The sequence below is a fragment of the Acinetobacter lwoffii genome (genome assembly GCF_024129715.1).
Classification (GTDB): Bacteria; Pseudomonadota; Gammaproteobacteria; order Pseudomonadales; family Moraxellaceae; genus Acinetobacter; species Acinetobacter lwoffii_U.
In genome coordinates this window covers 211,430-229,744 of record NZ_JAMXXM010000001.1, presented here as the reverse complement: position 1 = coordinate 229,744, position 18,315 = coordinate 211,430, and the positions used below count along the sequence as shown (strand labels likewise).

Sequence of the window (18,315 nt, the reverse complement as noted above, 5' to 3'; positions counted from 1 at the left end):
TTTAAAAATCTTAAATACGTTTTAATAGAAGTAAATGACGCTGTTCGTCTAAGCGCGGAACTTTAAGTTCAATAATCTCACAACTAAATTCATTTTTTAAAGTAGCAACTTCATCTTCAGGAATTAAGCCTTTCATTGAGGCAATAATCGTTTGCTCATGCATATATGGCTTAGAAGCATCAACAAAGTCTGTTAATGATGCAAAGGCACGACTAGTAATCACATCAAATTGACCCAGCTCATTGATGCTGTCTTCATTTTCTACACGCGTTTGCACGGCAATGACATTTTTAAGTTTCAAGTCAGCAATAAACTGCTTGAGGAAACGAATTTTTTTACCGTTTGAGTCCAGCAATACACATTCACGCTCAGGCTGACATAAAGCAATGATCATGCCCGGCATACCACCACCTGTGCCGATATCCAGCAATCTGCCCGCAGGCAAGTCCTTTAAAATACTTAAACTGTCGAGTAGATGCTTGACCAGCATTTCTTTAGGATCACGGATTGCAGTCAAATTGTATGCTTTGTTCCACAGCACCAAAGCATCCTGATACTTGAGTAATAAATTTAAAGCTTCATCAGATAGCTCTAAACCCAAAGCCTGGCTACCCTGCTTTAGTTCTTGAAAAAACATGTGCATAAACAATCTACGCTCGAAAAAGTTAGGTGGAAGTATACCGTTTTCTCTATATTGGCACAGTAGGCAGTGCTTAGCGAATATTCACTTAAGCAAACTTCCCTTCACGGATCGCCGTATCCAGTGCCGTTAAACGCTCTGGGGTTCCTACGTCAACCCAAATGCCTGCCAGTTTAGAAGCTGCAACCTGCTGATTCTGCATTGCCGCTTTTAGCAATGGGGCTAAAGGACGCTTGCCAATGTCTAAGCCTTGGAACATCTTCGGATCAAGTACGGATATACCGCTAAACGTCAGGTTTTCACCTTCGATTTGCTGATCAAAGGTATAAGCTTTACCTTCTGCAAGCGTGAAATCACCCTCTGGGTGTTGTTCAGGGTTCTGCACAAGTACGAGATGCGCCAAATTATCCTTTAGATCAATATCCAGTAAAGGTGCAAAATCCATCGTGGTCCAGACATCACCATTTAACAGAATAAAAGGTTCATCACCGAGTAGCGGCAAGGCATTAATGATTCCACCAGCGGTTTCCAGACCTTCACCCTCATGTGACCAAAGGATGTTAATGCCAAATCGTGAACCATCGCCCAAAGCTTCTGCGAGTTTTTCACCGAGCCAAGCCGTATTGATGACAATTTCAGTAACACCGATCGCAGCCAGTTTCTCTATATGCCAGACAATTAAGGGCTTGCCCCCAACTTCCAGCAAAGGCTTTGGCGTATGCAGCGTTAGCGGCCGCATACGATTACCGAGTCCTGCGGCCAAAATCATCGCTTTCATTCAGGCAGCCACCTCATATGAGCCATATTTAGCTTCAAATGCAGGCATCACTCTGTCACGCATAAAGTGCATGAATGGCTCTAGTTCTGCATAAGCCTTAGATTCTTCAAGCAGATACCACATCACACGTGGTAAGTCCTTGAGATAACCTGACTTGCCATCACGTTCAAACAGACGCACAAAAATACCTAAAATCTTGATATGACGCTGAATCGCCATCATGTCGGCGTCTTTTTTAAACTGTTCAAAGTCACGCTCTTCTTTAGCAGATGCTGGCAACAAGTCATAAAAGTTTTTGAACCAGCGATACACACGATCGGCATTCCACTGTACATAGGCATCACGGGTAATCGAGATCAAGTCATAAGTATCCGCACCAATCACAGCATCCTGAAAATCAATCACACCGAGTTCGGTTTCATTGTCGATTTTCATCAAGTTACGACTATGGAAATCCCGATGCACGATCACCTGTGGCTGTGCCAATGCGGCATTCGCCAAAATCGCAAAAGTGCGTTTGATCAAGGCGCTTTCTGATTCAGTCAGTTGAACCTTTAACGCTGGTAACATCCAGTCAGTCAGCAATTCCATTTCCGAGATCAGTTTTTCATAAGAATATGCCGGGAAATGCCCTTCTCCAGCAATCGATTGTAGTTGAATGAGCTGCTTAAAGCTTTGCTCATAATAGGCATCTACAGTCTCGTCATTCAGCAGATTCGACAGCAGCACATCACCAAAGTCTTCGAGCAGTAAAAAGCCATTTTCCAGGTCTTTTGCCACGATATGCGGAACACGCACGCCATGTGCATCAAAAAACTCATCTATCGTCACAAAAGGCACACAATCTTCTTTTTCTGGTGGTGCATCCATCAGCATAAATGTTTTATTATTCAGTTTGATTCGTGCATAACGACGGAAGCTGGCATCACCTGCTAAAAAATGAGTTTCAAATTGATCTGAACCGAGTACAGAGGCAATCCAAGATTGTATCAATTGTTCGCGTTGTGTATTCATTTGCAATTAATTCTAATACAGGCTGAGTTTTTAAAGTGCTAAGTGTAGCTACTTATCAACTTTTTCTCTATGATGCGACAATAATTAATTGCGATAAAAGCATGATTGGTTAATGAGACAAATGAAGCATCACTTTAAAATAAATCCTCTAGCGACTGCGATCTTAACCCTTTTATGTGGCAGCTCAGCCTCCGGCTATGCTGCATCAAATGTCTCGTCCGATGTAAATGCAGAACAACTCAAACAGCGCATAAATGAGACCTATCCAGGTGAAGCATTCTTTTCGCAATACTATGTCGACAAATCCTCAGCTGAAGCACAGCAGCGGCAGGAAAAATACTTAAGTTCGGCTTATTGTGAAGGCACCTGGGTGACCCCGATTGCCCCAGATGCAGCAACCGTTGCGCCAGATCAGGCTACATCCACCATTACTGCAGATTATGGACACTACAATCCAGCAGGTGACTCTTATTTAGAAGGCAATGTCATCATTGACCAGCAAGGTCGCCAGATTCGTGCTGAACGCGTAACGATTGATCAAACCCAGACCTATGCCAAAGCAGAAGGTCGGGTACAACTTGCTCAGGGTGGCCTGCTCTCACAAAGTGATGATATTAATTATAATTTAAAGACCCAAGAAGGCGACCTAAATAACAGCTTCTATATTGCCGAGCAGCAACATGCGCATGGTCGGGCAGAAAAGATCGCCAGAACCTCGACCGAGACGGTAGAACTGGAAAATGCGACCTATACCACCTGTCCACCTGAGCAAAAACCGACTTGGAAAATCCAGGCAGAAAAGATCAAGCTGAATCAGGAAACCGGACGGGGTGAAACCCGGAATACTAAGTTGTATGTTAAAGATGTTCCGGTTTTAGCGGTTCCCTATTTCAACTTCCCGATTGATGACCGCCGCACTACCGGTATTCTGACGCCGACATTTGGCTTTACCAATGATGGTGGTCTGGAACTGGGTGTTCCGGTTTACCTGAATTTAGCACCACAATATGATGCGACAATTACGCCGCGTTATATTGGCGATCGTGGGGTAATGCTGGATGGCGAGTTCCGTTATCTGACTGAGAATTATGGTGAAGGCCGTATTTGGGGAGGTTATTTACCTTCCGATGAAAGCTATAGCGACGAAGACCGTAAAAGCCTGCATTTCTTACATAACTGGCAGATCAATAATCAGCTTTCCACCAACCTTGAATATAACTACGCTTCAGACAAAGATTACTTTGCCGATCTGGACAATAACCCGAACTCTAAAACTGACCTGAACTTACGCCGTGCCTGGGAAGTCAATTATAAAAATGGTATTCCTGGCTTAAAGGCACAATTCAAAGTCGAAGACTTCCAAACCCTAGATCCAACTGTACTGGATGAAGACCGTCCTTATGCACGTTTGCCACAGCTTTTAGTCAATTACAAAACTGGCAATCCATTGGGATTACAGCTTGAGTTTAATAACGACACAGCATATTTCCAGAAGGATCTGAGAAATTTCGCTGATACTGACCCAACGGGTGAGAAGGTATATCAACCGAGTGGTACACGGATCTATAATGACTTTTCCGTGCGTTATAATCATTTTACCCCGTGGTCATTCTTCATTCCTCAGGCGACTGTACGCAACATCAATACTTTCTATGATGAAAAAACCCAAAGCCGTAGCGCGTCTAGTGAAAATAATTCAATTGTGGTGCCACAATTCACGCTGGACACCGGCTTAATTTTTGAAAAAGAAGGTACGTATCTACAGACCTTAACGCCTCGTCTGTTCTATGCGTATTCACCTTATGAGAATCAGCAGAATCAGCCAAACTTTGATTCAGTCGTCGCTTCGATTAATTATGATCAACTTTTCAGTGCGCGTCGCTTTTATGGTAATGACCGCCTGGAAGACAATAACTTTGCCTCCTTAGGTCTGAGCTATAGCCTATTTAATGAAGAAGGTCTGGAGCGCCTGCGTGCCAGCGTTGGACAGAGCTTTTTCTTTGAAGATCGCCGTGTAACGTTGGAAAATGATGCAGATGAATTCGACCGTGAAAGTCATACTGGCCCTGTAATTCAACTGACCAGCCAGCTGTCAAATAATGTTCACGTTAATCTGAACTCAAGCTGGATGTCGAATGGATCGAATGCCCAACGAGATTTGCAGGTTTATTATACCGGTGAGCAAGGCAATCTTTATAACCTAGGCTATTTCTATCGCAAAGATATTCCGAACCGTCAAAAGAGCTATGATCATGTGGTGGGTTCATTTATCCAGCCGATTGCCAACAACTGGCGTCTGGTTGGACATGCCCAGTTTGACCTCGACAATAGTGTCGCACGGGAATATTTACTTGGCGTGAACTATGAGTCATGCTGTTGGGGAGTTTCTGTTTACGGTCGCTCATATTACAATGACTTAGACGACGTTAATGATTCAAGCGTCAAAGCCAAACGCGCTATTATGGCCGAAGTCAGCCTGAAAGGCTTAGGTGGGTTAAGCAGCAAACTCACCTCATTACTAGAAAATCGTATTCTAGGTTTTAACAATATCAATCAAACTTGGACAGAACGTTAATGAAGACAAAACAGTTAAAACAAATTTTTAAAGCAACCGCACTTGCGCTATGCCTTTCTTCAGCGATGACGACTTTTGCTGTTGCCCAACCTAAAGATGAAGTTGTAGCTGTAGTCGACAATAGTATCATTCTACGTAGTGACCTGGCTCAAGGTGTAGCCGAAATCTTACATCAGCTGCAAAAACAGAAAAAGGCAGTTCCACCACAACAATATCTTGAGCAACAAGCTTTAGAGCAACTGATTATTCGTCAGGCACAGCTTGAACAAGTTAAACGTTATAATATTCGTCCAGATGAAAAAGCTTTAAATGAAGCCGTCCTGAAAGTTGCCCGTGATTCTGGTTCACCGAGTCTGGAAGCATTCCAGCAGAAACTGGATGCCATGGCGCCCAATACCTATGCTTCTTTACGTAACCGTATCGCTGAAGATTTAGCACTGAATCGTTTACGTCAACAAATCGTGACTTCACGTATTCAAATTACAGATCAAGATGTTAAAAACTTCCTAAATACCCCGCAAGGTCAAGCTTTGCTTGGCAGTCAGGTCCATGTACTGCATTTACGGGTAAGCGGTGAAAATGCTGAACAAATTGCAACAAAGGTAAAGCAAGAATTAAATAGCAGCAATGACATTCAGGCGATCAGCAAAAAGTACAGCACTGGCGGCGTTAAAGTCGAAGCTGCTGATATGGGTGTGAGAAACCTGTCAGAAATTCCAGCAGAACTGGCTGCACGCGTGACCACCCTGCAACCAGGTCAAACTTCTGAACTGATTCCTGTCGCTGATGGTGTACATGTTCTGAAGCTCTTGGAACGTAAAGGTGGCGAACAAAAAGCCCTGGTTCCTCAATACTTGACCCGTCACATCCTGATTCAACCCTCTGAAGTAGTCAGTCCGGAAAATGCCAAACAGATGATTGACAGTTTATATAGCCGCCTGCAACAAGGTGAAGATTTTACTGTTTTAGCTTCAACGTTCTCCAATGATACTGGCTCGGCTCGTGATGGCGGAAGTCTTGGCTGGGTTAGCCCAGGGGTAATGGTACCTGAATTTGAACAGCAGATGAAAAGCACCCCAGTAGGTCAGTTCAGTAAACCATTTCAATCCCAGTTTGGCTGGCATATTCTGCAAGTGAGTGAAACACGCCAACAAGATATGACACAGGAATATCAGGAACGTATGGCTCGCCAATTGCTTGGTGAACGTCAATTTGATGCCGAATTAGATAGCTGGTTACGTGAAACGCGCAATAATGCTTATGTAGAAATCAAAGATCCTCAACTGGATCCTAAACGTAACCGTTAAGCCTTACCATAATCCTAAAAAGCCAACGACATCTCGTTGGCTTTTTATTTAAAAAACTTAAAACGTACAGATATAAAAAAACCTCTCATATAGAGAGGTTTTTTAATTTTCAAACTCGATTAACGATTGTTTTCATCGTCTGAAGAGTCTTCAAATTTAGTGTCGTTGTCAAAACCAGTGCCTTGACCACCAAAGCCAGCACCTTGACCACCGAAGCCACCTTGACCACCGAAGCCGGCACCTTGACCACCGAAGCCGGCACCTTGACCACCAAAGCCACCGCCTTGACCGCCGAAGCCACCTTGACCACCGAAGCCGCCGCCTTGACCGCCAAAACCACCTTGACCACCGAAGCCGCCAGCACCTTGACCGCCACCAAAGCCACCTGCAGCACCTTGACCACCGAAGCCCGCACCTTGTGGACCAGCAGGCGCGCCAGCAGGACGTGGATTACGTGCAGGTACTACAGTTGAAATTGCATGCTTATAAACCATTTGGCTTACTGTATTTTTTAATAAAACCACGTATTGGTCAAAAGATTCGATATGACCTTGTAATTTAATACCGTTTACCAGGAAGATAGATACTGGGATACGTTCCTTACGGAGAGAATTCAAGAATGGATCTTGTAAAGTTTGACCTTTAGACATGTTATAACTCCAAAAAAATTAAAAATCAGCGCAAAAACTATCTCTATTTTTCAATTAAAAATTATAAAAAAGATAGTCCCTAAATTTTGCTTTATCCGTGACAGTTTCGCAAGTCTTCTTGAGCCTGCTGTAGCGTAAAATATGTTGTAAATTTATGCTTTTCTTGCAAAGACCTCAACCACGTATATTGACGTTTTGCAAGTTGTCGTGTGGCAAATAAAGCTTTATCCTCCATTTCCCGTTGCTTTTCCTTGGTTTTATCAGCATTTTTTAAGAATTCCATAGCCTGACGATAACCCACTGAACGCATGGAAGGTAAATTTTCATTAAAATCGTATTTTTCAATTAAATTCACAACTTCATTTAAAAAACCGCTTTTCCACATAATTTCCAGACGTTGTTCAATACGCCCATGCAATTCTAACCGATCTGGCATCAGTGCATAATTATGGAAACTGTAACGATATGGTAAGTTTTTAGGTTGTTCTGCCTGTAGTTTTGTAATCGGCTCACCAGTCAATTTAAAAACTTCCAAGGCTCGAATAATGCGCTGCTTGTCGCTAACCTTGAATTTTTCACCGGCAATCGGATCGACTGCACATAATTCTGCATAAACCGCTTCCCAGCCCTCCTGCTCACCCTTGGCTTCAATCTCTGCCCGGATAGCATAGTCTGCACTTGGTAGGTTATCTGACAAACCTTCAAGCAAGGCCTTAAAATACAGCATGGTTCCGCCAACCAGAATCGGGGTTTTACCACGCACATGAATATCATCAATCAGGCGGCAAGCATCTTCGACAAAGTTGGCTGCAGAATACACTTCAAGTGGACTAATAATATCAATCAGATGATGCGGATAGCGCGCCAGTTCCTCTTTGGAGGGCTTGGCTGTACCAATGTCCATTTCCCGATAAACCAGTGCAGAATCGACCGAAATCAGCTCAAATCCCCCTTGCTCATACAGTTCACATGCCAAAGCGGTTTTACCACTTGCAGTTGGCCCCATTAAATTGATGACCGGCAATTGATTGGACATGTAAAACTACTCTCCTCGAGCAAAAAGTTTATCTAGTTGAGCCAATGGAAAGGCGCGCCAGGTCGGACGACCATGATTACATTGACTGGCAAATTCGGTTTGTTCCATCTGCCGTAATAAAGCATTCATTTCAGACAAACTTAGGATACGATGCGCTCGCACTGCACCATGACAGGCCATTCCCGCCAAAATTTGGTCACGCTTCTGCAATAGGCTTTGTGCTTGATCCCCCGGATCTAAATCATTCAATAATTCAGGAATCAGGGCATCGAAATCGGCCTTGTGTAGAATAGCCGGTACACCACGTACGATAACTTGCTCATCACCATACTGATCGATTTCCAGCCCCAAACGTGCCAACTGCTCTTTCAGCTCTTCGACACGCATGGCCTGCATCCGGCTAATATTCACGACTTTTGGAATGAGCAATTGCTGTGATGTCCAGAATTCAGGTTTATCCCAAGCCGATTTCATTTGCTGCAAAACAATACGTTCATGTGCCGCATGCATATCGACAATAATCAGACCTTCGGTATTTTGTGCCAGAATGTAGATACCATGTAACTGGGCAATGGCAATGCCCAATGGATGCTCATCCACTTTGGCCTTTACATGTGTCTGAAAAGACTGCTCAGGACTAAATACTTCGGTTTCCGAACTTTCTCTGAGCGGTGCTAAATAACTTTGCAAGGCATTATTCAGCTGCTGTGAACCAGAATAAGATTTACGGTAATCTTGGGAATAATGCACTGTTTGTGGACCTGAAGATGCAAAATCGGTCAGCACATCTGAAGTTTCATTTTCACTTAAGGCAGATGTCGTTCTCACCACCTGTGGCTGAGAATGCGCAGTCTGATGCAGGCTGAACTGTTCCTGATAACGCGGTTGCGGGGCCGTCAAGCCAGGCTGCTCATCCTGTTTCATTGCCTCGGCTAAATCTGCAGTTGCGGTCTGGAATTGTGCCAACGTTTCTTTGGCATAATGCCGTACGAACTCATGTACTTCACGTTGATTCAGGAAGCGAATTTCATGCTTGGTCGGATGGACGTTTACATCCACATTTTCTGGATCAACTTCTAAAAACAGTAAATAAGCCGCATGCTGATGCCCATGCAGGATGCCGTCATAGGCCATCCGTAAGGCATGGGAAATGGTTTTGTCTTTGACAATCCGGCCATTTACATAGACATACTGCAAATCAGCCTGTGCACGTGCATCTGAAGGATGGCCAAGCCAGCCAGACAAACGCATGTTGATACTGTCTGCATCGATCCAGTAGGCATTTTCAGTAAACTGGCGGCCAAGCAATTGCTGTACCCGTTGAAAACGCAAAGCGCCGCTATCCGCCACGGGTAAATTCAGCTTGATGCTTTCATTATGTTCCAGCACAAACCGGATATCAAAATGCGTTAACGCCATACGGCGCACAATTTCTTCGATATGACCAAATTCAGTGCCCGGTTTTTTCAGGAATTTACGCCGTGCAGGCACATTGAAAAACAAATCCTGAACCCGGATATGTGTCCCTTTCGAAGCTGCGACCGCTTGAATTTCCTGATGATCAAAAGCCGTGCCATTGACTTCGACCTGATAACCGATGCCCTCGTCATTTTGACTGCTGATCATGGTCAGGCGAGAAACTGCAGCAATCGACGCCAGTGCTTCGCCACGAAAGCCCAGACTGCTAATCGCATACAGCTCGTCAGCGCTCTGGATCTTGCTGGTAGCATGGCGCATCACGGCCAAAGCTAGATCTTCGGAATGAATTCCGCGTCCATTGTCGATGATTTCAATTAAAGTACTACCACCCTGTTCGACCCGAATGATCAGTTCCGTCGCACCCGCATCAATCGAGTTTTCCAGTAATTCCTTGACCACAGAAGCCGGACGTTCAATGACCTCACCTGCGGCAATCTGGTTGGCAAGTGCAGGATCAAGGGCACGAATACGGCGCAGACTTAAATCATTCGACATGTGAGAATTGGCGCTCCAGAGCTTCTCGTAAGGCAAGATTCGATGAAATCAGACTTGCAGTACGGGTGAGCTCATCTTCAGATTTTAAAATTTCAATAATCAGGTCAGCTTGCGGAATTTCATCGCCACCTTTGGACGGCCATTCAAATAAAAATAGCGCATTCGGTGTTTCCAGATAATCCCGGATGCCCATCAATTCCAGCTCATACGGGTCATTCAGACGATACAAGTCAAAATGAAAAATATCCTGACCATTGATTTGATAGGGTTCGACCAATGTATAAGTTGGACTTTTCACTGAACCTTTATGACCCAGCTGTTGCAAATAATAACGCGTTAACGTCGTTTTTCCTGCCCCCAGGTCACCAATCAGATACACGACTCCCGCAGGGAAATTTTCCGCCAGAACCTTGGCCAGTTTTTGGGTATCGTCTTCATGATTTAAAGTGACACTAAATGAATAAGGCATATTACTCACGACATGATGCAAAAGAATAAATATGATAGCATCGCCACGCTTTAAAAGCCTATTCACCCGTGTGAGAAACTGTATTTTTTCACAGCATCTGTTCCTTAAGAGGTTAATCTGCCTGCCATGCAACCGACTGTTGAATTTAACCCGCCCATGCTGAATGGAGTCAGTGCCAGTAAAGTGTTTTTGCCAGCCAGTCCGGATGCGCCCCTGACAGTTTTTGCTTATTTATGCACGCAATTTGCGCATATTACAGCAGATGAATGGCGGTCCCGTTTCAACGAGGGACTGGTCTATAATGCCCAAGGCAATCAATTAACAACAGAAAGTCCATTTCAAGCCAATAGCCACTGTTTCTATTACCGCTTTTTGGCACATGAAGTGCATGTTCCTTTTCAACATCAGATTTTATTTGAAAATGAGCATTTCATGGTGGTCGATAAACCGCATTTTTTGACCATGAGCCCGACCGGACAATATGTGCAGGAAACGCTACTGGTTCGTCTTAAAAAGCAAACCGGCAATGAGCATTTAACGCCCATTCACCGGCTGGACCGTGAAACGGCAGGTGTGGTCCTGATTTCCAAATGTGTGGAATCACGTGGCCTGTACCAGCAGTTATTTGCTACACGGCAGGTGCAAAAAACCTATCATGCAATTGCGGCGTATAACCATAGTTTAAAATTCCCATTGGTCACACGTTTGAGAATGCAAAAAGGTCAGCCTTTTTATACCATGCACGTGCTAGACGGAACGCCAAATAGCGAGACAGCGATCGATCTGCTGGAACACAACACAGAATGGGCCAAATATGAGTTGAAACCGCATACTGGCAAGCAGCATCAATTACGGGTGCACTTGAATCATCTGGGTATTCCGATCCGTCATGATCCCTTTTATCCACAGGTAGTGCACAAGGCGGAAGATGATTTTTCTGCACCTTTAAGTTTATTGGCTAAACATATTCAATTTATCGATCCGATCACACAAAAAAGCCTAAATTTCAGCTCGCAACTTGAATTGACACTGTAAATCGCTTGTCATTACATATTATTTTCTAAAATCGGTCGCTTTAAGATTGAATTTCAAACATAATTGATTAGAATAAAGGCGAAAAGTTAAGTAATTTAAAGCTTTAAAAATATTATGAGAAAAACTGAAGTTTATCAAATTCGCTTGGACTCGCAAGAGAAGAAACAAGCCTTTGCAGTATTTAAGCAATTGGGGATTACGCCAGCTCAGGCTGTGCGTCTTTTTTTCAAGCAGGTGGTGATTACCAAATCGATCCCCTTCTCGATTGAAAACCAGAATATCAATCTGGAACAGCTGATCCGACTACGTAAGCTGAAACAAAACGAAGCTAAAACCGAGCAAAATGCGCTTTCCAGTTCTGCCATGAATCTACTGGATGATCAGGAGATTGCATTGGATGATGATCATCTTGATTTATTTGAAGAACTGAATGCTATTTTGGGTGAAAGCGACAAAATTTAACATTGTTGCATTTCCAAACAATTTCTAAAGCCTGCCACTCACAAACTTCGCTATGCTTGATGCTGATAATCAATAAAAAATTAGCTGGAGTATGCAATGCTCGTACGACGCGCCCAGTCAGCAGACCTGAATCAACTGGCGATATTATTTGATGAATATCGACAGTTTTATGGTACGTCTTCCAATCCTGAACTCTCTTACCAATTTTTAAAACAGCGTTTTGAAGATGGACAGACTGTTATTTTTATCAATACCAAAGATGATACCTTTACCGGCTTTATTATCCTGTATCTGGGTTTTTCTTCGGTGGCCTGCTCGACTTATTATATTCTGGATGATGTGTATATCACGCCGGTTTTTCGGCGTCAGGGCGCAGCCAAACAACTGATTGATACCGCGATTTTATTTGCCAAACATGAACAGGCCTTAAGAATTACCTTGGAAACCCAAAAAAATAATTATCAATCGCATAAATTGTACGAATCTATGGGATTTATCAAGGATGATGAATTTCAGACCTATCACTGTTTCCTGAAATAAACACCAGTCTTTTTAATCATATTTCAAGCGAATAAAAAATTTATTATTCTGAGCGGAATTTGGCCTGCGCCACCTGTTCTGCATTTAAATACAGCCATTCCCCTTCAACCAGTTCAAGTAAGGCCAAAGCACCAATCTGTGCACGATGTAGCTGTTCAACTTTATTACCTACTGCAGCCAGCATACGCTTCACCTGATGATAGACGCCTTGATGAATGGTCATTTGCAGACGATTTTCAGCCAATCGTGTCACTTCGGTAGCTGAAAAAATGCCTTTTTCATTTCTTAATTCAACACCTTGTTCTAGTTGCTGAATCTGTTCATCCGTGACGGCATCCGCAGTTTGCATCTGATAAACTTTGGCGACATGCTTTTTCGGATGGGTGAGCGCTTGCAGAAACTGTCCATCATCGGTCAGCAATAATAGTCCGGTGGTATCCTGATCCAGACGGCCTACACACTGAATCCCCCGATTCAGCAAAATGTCATCAAACAGGTCAAACACACTAAAATGATGCGTCGCCTGATGCGAACACTCGTAGCCTTGTGGTTTGTTTAAGGCGATATAAACTTTTTCCCGATAGGTATGACTTTTACCATAAACCTCGAAATTTAAATGATTTAAATCCAGGTTATATTTAGGATTGTCAACCACTTCATCTTGAATTGAAACAGCACCATTTTTAATCAGTTGCTGACAATGCTTGCGGGAGCCGAAACCTTGTGACTGCAACATTTTTTCTAATAGCATCTGTTTATACCTGTATCGAGTGAAGACCTGTGCATTCTATCCTGAAACAGTCCTGAATTTGATTTCTTCCGCTGTTTTCTAGGTATCATGCGTTGAAAAGCTCTACAATAGCTTTATTTTTCACTCTATCTCTCCCCCTTATGTCGCAACTTGATTTGAATCTGATTGTTCTTTTGGTTTTACTGGCTTGCGGTATTTTCAGTCACAATAGTGCCGTCACCATTGCTGCAGCGGTATTAATTGTTTTAAAAATCACACCTCTCAGCAGTTTATTGCCTTATGTACAGGCGCACGGTTTAAATATCGGCATTATTATTCTGACCATTGGTGTTCTGACACCAATTGCCAGTGGCAAAATTTCAGGGGAAAGTATTCTCAAATCTTTCCTGAGCTGGAAGTCTTTGCTGGCAATCGCGATTGGGGTCTTTGTCGCTTGGCTGGGAGGACGTGGAGTGAAGCTGATGTCCAATCAGCCAGATGTAGTGGCCGGACTGTTATTAGGCACAGTAGCAGGTGTAGCAGTATTACGCGGTGTTCCAGTCGGTCCTTTAATTGCGGCTGGGATTTTATCCTTATTGATTAGTACACAATAATGTTCAAATCATCAGCGCCCTTCACCAGTATGCAAAGATTTCTCAAAAATAATCATATAACGGGAAATATGCAGATCGCCCGATGATTATCTTGCGCTAAGCTCTAAAGCAATGCTTCAGGCTTGCTCAGAAGATACTATCAGATCAACGGAATACTTTATTAATTCAATCTTTTGAAACCAAGTCAAAGGAAAGTTATGATCTTTGAAGCTCTGACCTGATAAAAATTTGAAATTCAATAAATGACACACCCCAGTCTAATCTTTCAAAGCATAGACCAAACTTTCTATCATCTCGCCATTTTCCAAATATACTTTAACCGGAATACGTTGATATTCATCGCCTTCAAATGCATCCAGATCATCCCAATATTGGGGAAGATTCTCGGATATGAATACATAACCCGGAACAGTCTCTCCCGAATCACTGAGCTGAATACCCGGGCTACCCAGTTCAGCACCCCAACCACGCTGCTGCAAATACCCACGAATATAACCGGCTTTCCAGCTCCCCCCAATCCGCTCCATGACAGGGGCATTGGGTTGCTGCGGACGAAGCGTGCCGTATACGAATAAACTGTTCATCTTAAGAACTCTTAAACATCATTGTGATGATTATTCTACAAATAGTAGTGCCAAACGCACCTGGTCATAAGCCATTTTAGGTGTAGTGAGTTCCACAATCGGACGCAACTTAATAGAACCGTCATCATTAAAATGCTCCGAGTTTTGACGCTTGGTCAGGCGTTTATAAATCTTGCGAACCTGCTCCACCACTTCCTCACCCGGATGTGCCAGCGAGATATCCAGCCCCTGCTCTTTATGCAAACGCCCCAAATGATTGATGATGGTTGCCGGGGTCAAACCACGTTCAGTTGCGATATCGGCAATTTCATAACCTTCTTCAAACAGTTCACGCGTTTCGTCTAGCGTTGCAGCGGCATAGCTTTGTTTCCCCGCATTCTTGGAAATTTTCTTCTCATTGCGCTGGATTTCAACTTCATTCAAAGTCCCGCCACAATGTCGGATAAAGGCCTTATGCTGTGCCGTCAAATCGACATTTTCAAAATTCGCTTCGGCTTCATCAGAAAGTTCTTGAAAACGGCGATCGGCTTTAATTGCCAGACTATCGAGTTCCAAAGCCTGCTCATTAAAACCTTTTAATCGTAGGCCATTTAAGCTTTTCAAACGGGACAACGCGACATAGCCCTGTCCTTTTTCAAAAGTATGGCTCAGGTCAATCTCGGCAGCTTCCAGGGTCATGCCTTGTGATTTATGAATGGTAATCGCCCAGGCCAGACGCAATGGAATCTGCTGGAAACTGGCAATGGTTTTACCGGCCTCATTGTCTACCGACCAGGTTTCAGGCTCAACCACCAATGTAGTGCCATCGGTCAGTTTGACTTTAGGCAGCACACCATATTCATCATCTTCTTCAAAACTGATCACTTCGCCCAAACTGCCGTTGATATAACCCATATCAAAGTTGTTTTTCACAAACATGACTTTGGCATGTTTTTTCAGGGTTAAGGCTTCAGGCGCTCGCACTGACGATTTTAAAGTCTCGATCAGCTTTTCATTGCCATCACACTGCGCATCAAACTGGCGCGGATCATTGTCAATTTCATTCAGATGTTTAAAGTTAATACTGTCCACATCCATATTATGCGTATACAGGCGCGTATAGGTATCACCAATTTCTTGATGTCGCGTGGCCTGTAAAGCAGTGCGGTGTTCATGGCTAATCGCCTGCGCACGGATCGCATTCAGAATGTCATTCAAATAATCATTGCCCTGACGATGCTGCTCAGTTAGGTAGCAAACGCGAAACTTGGCTTCGACCCAGGCATCCGACATAAAGCAGAATTTGTCGCGGTTGCGCTCATCATTTTTACCGACTGGCGGTAACTGGAAAAAGTCCCCTGCTACAATCACCTGAATACCACCGAAAGCTTCATCACTTTCCTTGAAATATTTCAATACCTGATTGACCAGATTCAGCTGCTTGGCATGCAGCATTGAAATTTCGTCAATAATCAGGACTTGCGCATTTTCCAGATGTTCTTTTAAGTATTTGCGCTCTTTCATCCGCTTTAAGTCTTCTTCAGACAAAAAGTCTTTAATGCCAATGCCTGCCCAGGTATGAATAGTCATACCGTTCATATGTGTGGCTGCAATACCAGTAGATGCAGTAATGGCAACGGCGACTTTACGCGCCTTTAAATAATTAATATATTGATTCAGCGTATAGGTTTTTCCTGCACCGGCAGAACCGGTTAAAAAGACATTTTCTCCTGCTTTAAGTAACTTAAGGGCAGTTTCCTGTTTCATAAGAGCAATACCGTAAAAGAACGGCTATAGCCTAACGATTTTTAGCGGAAAAGTTAAGCGTCATGGCGGAAAACAAGCTGTATTGAACTGTCAGGCCTGCAAGTTGAGCCAGTTAATAAAATGCATGGCAATATTGCTGTATTCAGCTTCTGCTTTCTGGTTATTCGGATATTCCAGCTGATCAAAGATCACCTGTCCATTCACCAATTGACACCCCAAGATCAAGGGTAGACGAACAGCGGGATGAGACATGCGAAAGGCCACATACTGCCTTTCCACAATTTGCTGAGCATAGCTTGCCGCCAGACAGTTCCTGAAAATTTTAGATTCCTCTAAAATCCGATCCAAAGTTTTAAGCTCTTCAAAACGCCAGTTGAAATACAGTAAAAATGAAACCTGAGTGATTGGCGTCCAGTTCACCAGTGCAAACTGTTTTTTCAGCTTGGCGATCATTTCCTGCTTTTGAATCTGATCATGCCAGACGACCGCCTGATTAAACAAACTGGTCCAGCTCAGATTTTTCGGTATTTCTGTATGGCTGGAAAAATACTCTACCAGATAGTCGCGCACATAACTGTCAAAGAGCGACTCCCGTACATGCCCGCTTTGCAAATAAAATAGCTGCCTGAACTCAGTAAAAGGAATTCGATAGCGGTGCAGAACATTATAGAAATCACGGTTCTGCTGGCTTGGAGGCTGAATATACACCAGAACCTCATCTGGCAAATGCACCGTAATTTTATATAAATACTGCATATACGCCTGCATCATCCGGCTCAAGTTCAGATAAACCTTTTTGGTCAGCTGATCATCCATTTTGACCACATTGCGCAGCAGCTCCATCCATTCATCCAGATACAGAATTGAGGGACTAATCGCAATCCGTTGATCCTCAATCGATTGGCGTGTGCCTTTTAATACCACCGCCTGATTATGCTGGTGCTGAAACCAGTCGTGCTGGATTGCATATGCATGCATGCTATGAATAAACAATCGCGCCGAGACATATTGAAAATATTGTAAAGTCGCCAGAATAATCTGTGGATGTATATGATGGCTGTCTATAAAACTTAAGGCCGTTACTGCGACCCGCACACTGCTATGCTGGATATTATTACTAATCCAGTCCAGTACCTCGGCCGGTTGCTTAAAGATCCAGTTCACGGCACGATGACAGTCAAACAGTGGCAATCGGGCCACCTTTTTCTGCCATAAATACGGATGATTTTCCAGGAAATTCCGTTTAGATAATAAATCATCCCGATGCCACACATCCCGGTTCATCAATCGGACAAAACCGAGCAAGTTGCTCTGCTCCTCAGCATGCCGATATAGCAAACAGATATCATCAGTATGATCATTCAGTTCATGCAGATTAAAGCGCTCTTCAAAAGACAGTGACATAATCCGGAACATCGCCGGAGGCAAAAACTGCGCGGCGCTAAAACAGAACTCATCCAGACTGTCCATCAATGACTGGATCGACAGGAATTCAGCCTGCTGTAGACACTCCAAAGAAAAAGCCTGTTGCAAGCTTTCAAGAATCTGCTCTGGAATTTCGTTTCCATGCTGCACAAAGTTTTGCATGATGGGTGTTATGTATAGTCCGGCCTTAATCAGCTGCTGGTCGATAATCTCAGCCTGAACAACCGACATCTGTCGCAAAAATTCGAACACCCGTTCCGGGCCATTAACCCAGGCATAGACCTGAGCCAGGATAAATTGACGTAACTGTTTGGCTTTGTCGCGTAAATACAGCGAATGCTGTGGTTTTAAATCCCCGGTCAGGAAATAGATATCCTGTAAAAAGAATTCCTCTAGTGCTTCCGCTTTACATTGCTGAAAATAAAAATGACTGTCGACCAAAGCAGGCACAGTTCCAGAGTCCAGTGTGTGGGGAGTATGAAACTGGATATGAAACAGGCCATCCAGCAATTCAATCCGGTATTGATCCTGCTGGATTTTTATTAAATTTTGTGCATTTAAATGACCAATTATCGCCATCTGATCAAGATAAAGCTGGTTCAGCTCCGGAGAAATCCGTAAACATTGTTGTGCCAATAACCTTAAAGGTGCTACCAAGCTATCTTGTTCCATACGTGCACCTCGGTCATCTTAGAATCATCTTATTTTTATATTGGATCATGCTGAGTCCTTGATC

Annotated in this window: 17 protein-coding genes; 6 read left to right on the top strand and 11 right to left on the bottom strand. The window is 43.5% G+C overall.

The annotated features are described in order from the left end of the window. Window positions 1-10: 10 nt before the first annotated feature. The 3 genes from rsmG to NI462_RS01125 form a co-directional block, all read right to left on the bottom strand. The gene (gene rsmG / locus NI462_RS01135) at window positions 11-643 is read right to left on the bottom strand and encodes a 16S rRNA (guanine(527)-N(7))-methyltransferase RsmG (RefSeq protein WP_004645477.1); all 633 of its coding nucleotides are present in this window, start codon (window positions 641-643) and stop codon (window positions 11-13) included. Between the two features lie 85 nt (window positions 644-728). Next, window positions 729-1,418, bottom strand: a complete 690-nt coding sequence (gene murU, locus NI462_RS01130) for an N-acetylmuramate alpha-1-phosphate uridylyltransferase MurU (RefSeq protein WP_253158766.1) — start codon at window positions 1,416-1,418, stop codon at window positions 729-731. After that, complete coding sequence (locus NI462_RS01125; RefSeq protein ID WP_253158763.1) at window positions 1,419-2,432, bottom strand: aminoglycoside phosphotransferase family protein; 1,014 nt, start codon at window positions 2,430-2,432, stop codon at window positions 1,419-1,421. 121 nt (window positions 2,433-2,553) lie between these two features. Here NI462_RS01125 and NI462_RS01120 point away from each other — a divergent pair, with 121 nt between their 5' ends. Continuing rightward, window positions 2,554-5,007: an LPS-assembly protein LptD gene (locus NI462_RS01120; protein WP_004278895.1), complete on the top strand. Its 2,454-nt coding sequence runs from the start codon at window positions 2,554-2,556 to the stop codon at window positions 5,005-5,007. Then, the gene (locus NI462_RS01115) at window positions 5,007-6,314 is read left to right on the top strand and encodes a peptidylprolyl isomerase (RefSeq protein WP_253158762.1); all 1,308 of its coding nucleotides are present in this window, start codon (window positions 5,007-5,009) and stop codon (window positions 6,312-6,314) included. Before NI462_RS01120 ends, NI462_RS01115 begins: the two co-directional genes overlap by 1 nt. Before the next feature lie 119 nt (window positions 6,315-6,433). On the opposite strand, the gene hfq is transcribed toward NI462_RS01115, so the two are convergent. From hfq to tsaE, 4 genes are all read right to left on the bottom strand, one after another. Next, window positions 6,434-6,964 carry an RNA chaperone Hfq gene (gene hfq, locus NI462_RS01110; protein ID WP_148334401.1) on the bottom strand — a complete coding sequence of 177 codons (531 nt, stop codon included), beginning with the start codon at window positions 6,962-6,964 and terminating at the stop codon, window positions 6,434-6,436. Between the two features lie 91 nt (window positions 6,965-7,055). Beyond that, window positions 7,056-8,000, bottom strand: a complete 945-nt coding sequence (gene miaA / locus NI462_RS01105; RefSeq protein WP_004645483.1) for a tRNA (adenosine(37)-N6)-dimethylallyltransferase MiaA — start codon at window positions 7,998-8,000, stop codon at window positions 7,056-7,058. 6 nt (window positions 8,001-8,006) lie between these two features. Further along, a complete protein-coding gene (gene mutL / locus NI462_RS01100; protein ID WP_253158760.1) occupies window positions 8,007-9,974 on the bottom strand; it encodes a DNA mismatch repair endonuclease MutL in 1,968 nt (655 codons plus the stop codon). Next, on the bottom strand, window positions 9,964-10,443 hold the full coding sequence (tsaE, locus tag NI462_RS01095; RefSeq protein ID WP_064096588.1) for a tRNA (adenosine(37)-N6)-threonylcarbamoyltransferase complex ATPase subunit type 1 TsaE: 480 nt from the start codon (window positions 10,441-10,443) through the stop codon (window positions 9,964-9,966). The genes mutL and tsaE overlap by 11 nt, the downstream gene beginning before the upstream one ends. Window positions 10,444-10,569: 126 nt before the next feature. Here tsaE and NI462_RS01090 point away from each other — a divergent pair, with 126 nt between their 5' ends. From NI462_RS01090 to NI462_RS01080, 3 genes are all read left to right on the top strand, one after another. Then, a complete protein-coding gene (locus NI462_RS01090) occupies window positions 10,570-11,478 on the top strand; it encodes a pseudouridine synthase (protein ID WP_064096589.1) in 909 nt (302 codons plus the stop codon). Between the two features lie 114 nt (window positions 11,479-11,592). Next, window positions 11,593-11,940: a type II toxin-antitoxin system RelB/DinJ family antitoxin gene (locus tag NI462_RS01085; protein ID WP_064096590.1), complete on the top strand. Its 348-nt coding sequence runs from the start codon at window positions 11,593-11,595 to the stop codon at window positions 11,938-11,940. Between the two features lie 96 nt (window positions 11,941-12,036). Continuing rightward, window positions 12,037-12,480 (top strand): GNAT family N-acetyltransferase, encoded by a 444-nt coding sequence (locus NI462_RS01080; RefSeq protein ID WP_005106546.1) that lies wholly within the window; start codon window positions 12,037-12,039, stop codon window positions 12,478-12,480. Window positions 12,481-12,523: 43 nt separating this feature from the next. On the opposite strand, the gene NI462_RS01075 is transcribed toward NI462_RS01080, so the two are convergent. Beyond that, entirely contained in the window at window positions 12,524-13,231 is a 708-nt protein-coding gene (locus NI462_RS01075; protein ID WP_085064975.1) for a pseudouridine synthase, read from the bottom strand. A gap of 140 nt (window positions 13,232-13,371) precedes the next feature. Between NI462_RS01075 and NI462_RS01070 the strand changes: the two genes are divergently transcribed. Beyond that, window positions 13,372-13,824, top strand: a complete 453-nt coding sequence (locus NI462_RS01070) for a DUF441 domain-containing protein (protein WP_004645490.1) — start codon at window positions 13,372-13,374, stop codon at window positions 13,822-13,824. A gap of 257 nt (window positions 13,825-14,081) precedes the next feature. Here the strand turns inward: NI462_RS01070 and NI462_RS01065 are convergent, their stop codons facing one another. The 3 genes from NI462_RS01065 to NI462_RS01055 form a co-directional block, all read right to left on the bottom strand. Then, on the bottom strand, window positions 14,082-14,408 hold the full coding sequence (locus NI462_RS01065; protein ID WP_253158758.1) for a gamma-glutamylcyclotransferase family protein: 327 nt from the start codon (window positions 14,406-14,408) through the stop codon (window positions 14,082-14,084). A gap of 30 nt (window positions 14,409-14,438) precedes the next feature. Further along, on the bottom strand, window positions 14,439-16,154 hold the full coding sequence (locus NI462_RS01060; protein ID WP_253158757.1) for an AAA family ATPase: 1,716 nt from the start codon (window positions 16,152-16,154) through the stop codon (window positions 14,439-14,441). Window positions 16,155-16,244: 90 nt separating this feature from the next. Continuing rightward, a complete protein-coding gene (locus NI462_RS01055) occupies window positions 16,245-18,251 on the bottom strand; it encodes a hypothetical protein (protein ID WP_253158755.1) in 2,007 nt (668 codons plus the stop codon). Window positions 18,252-18,315: the final 64 nt, after the last annotated feature.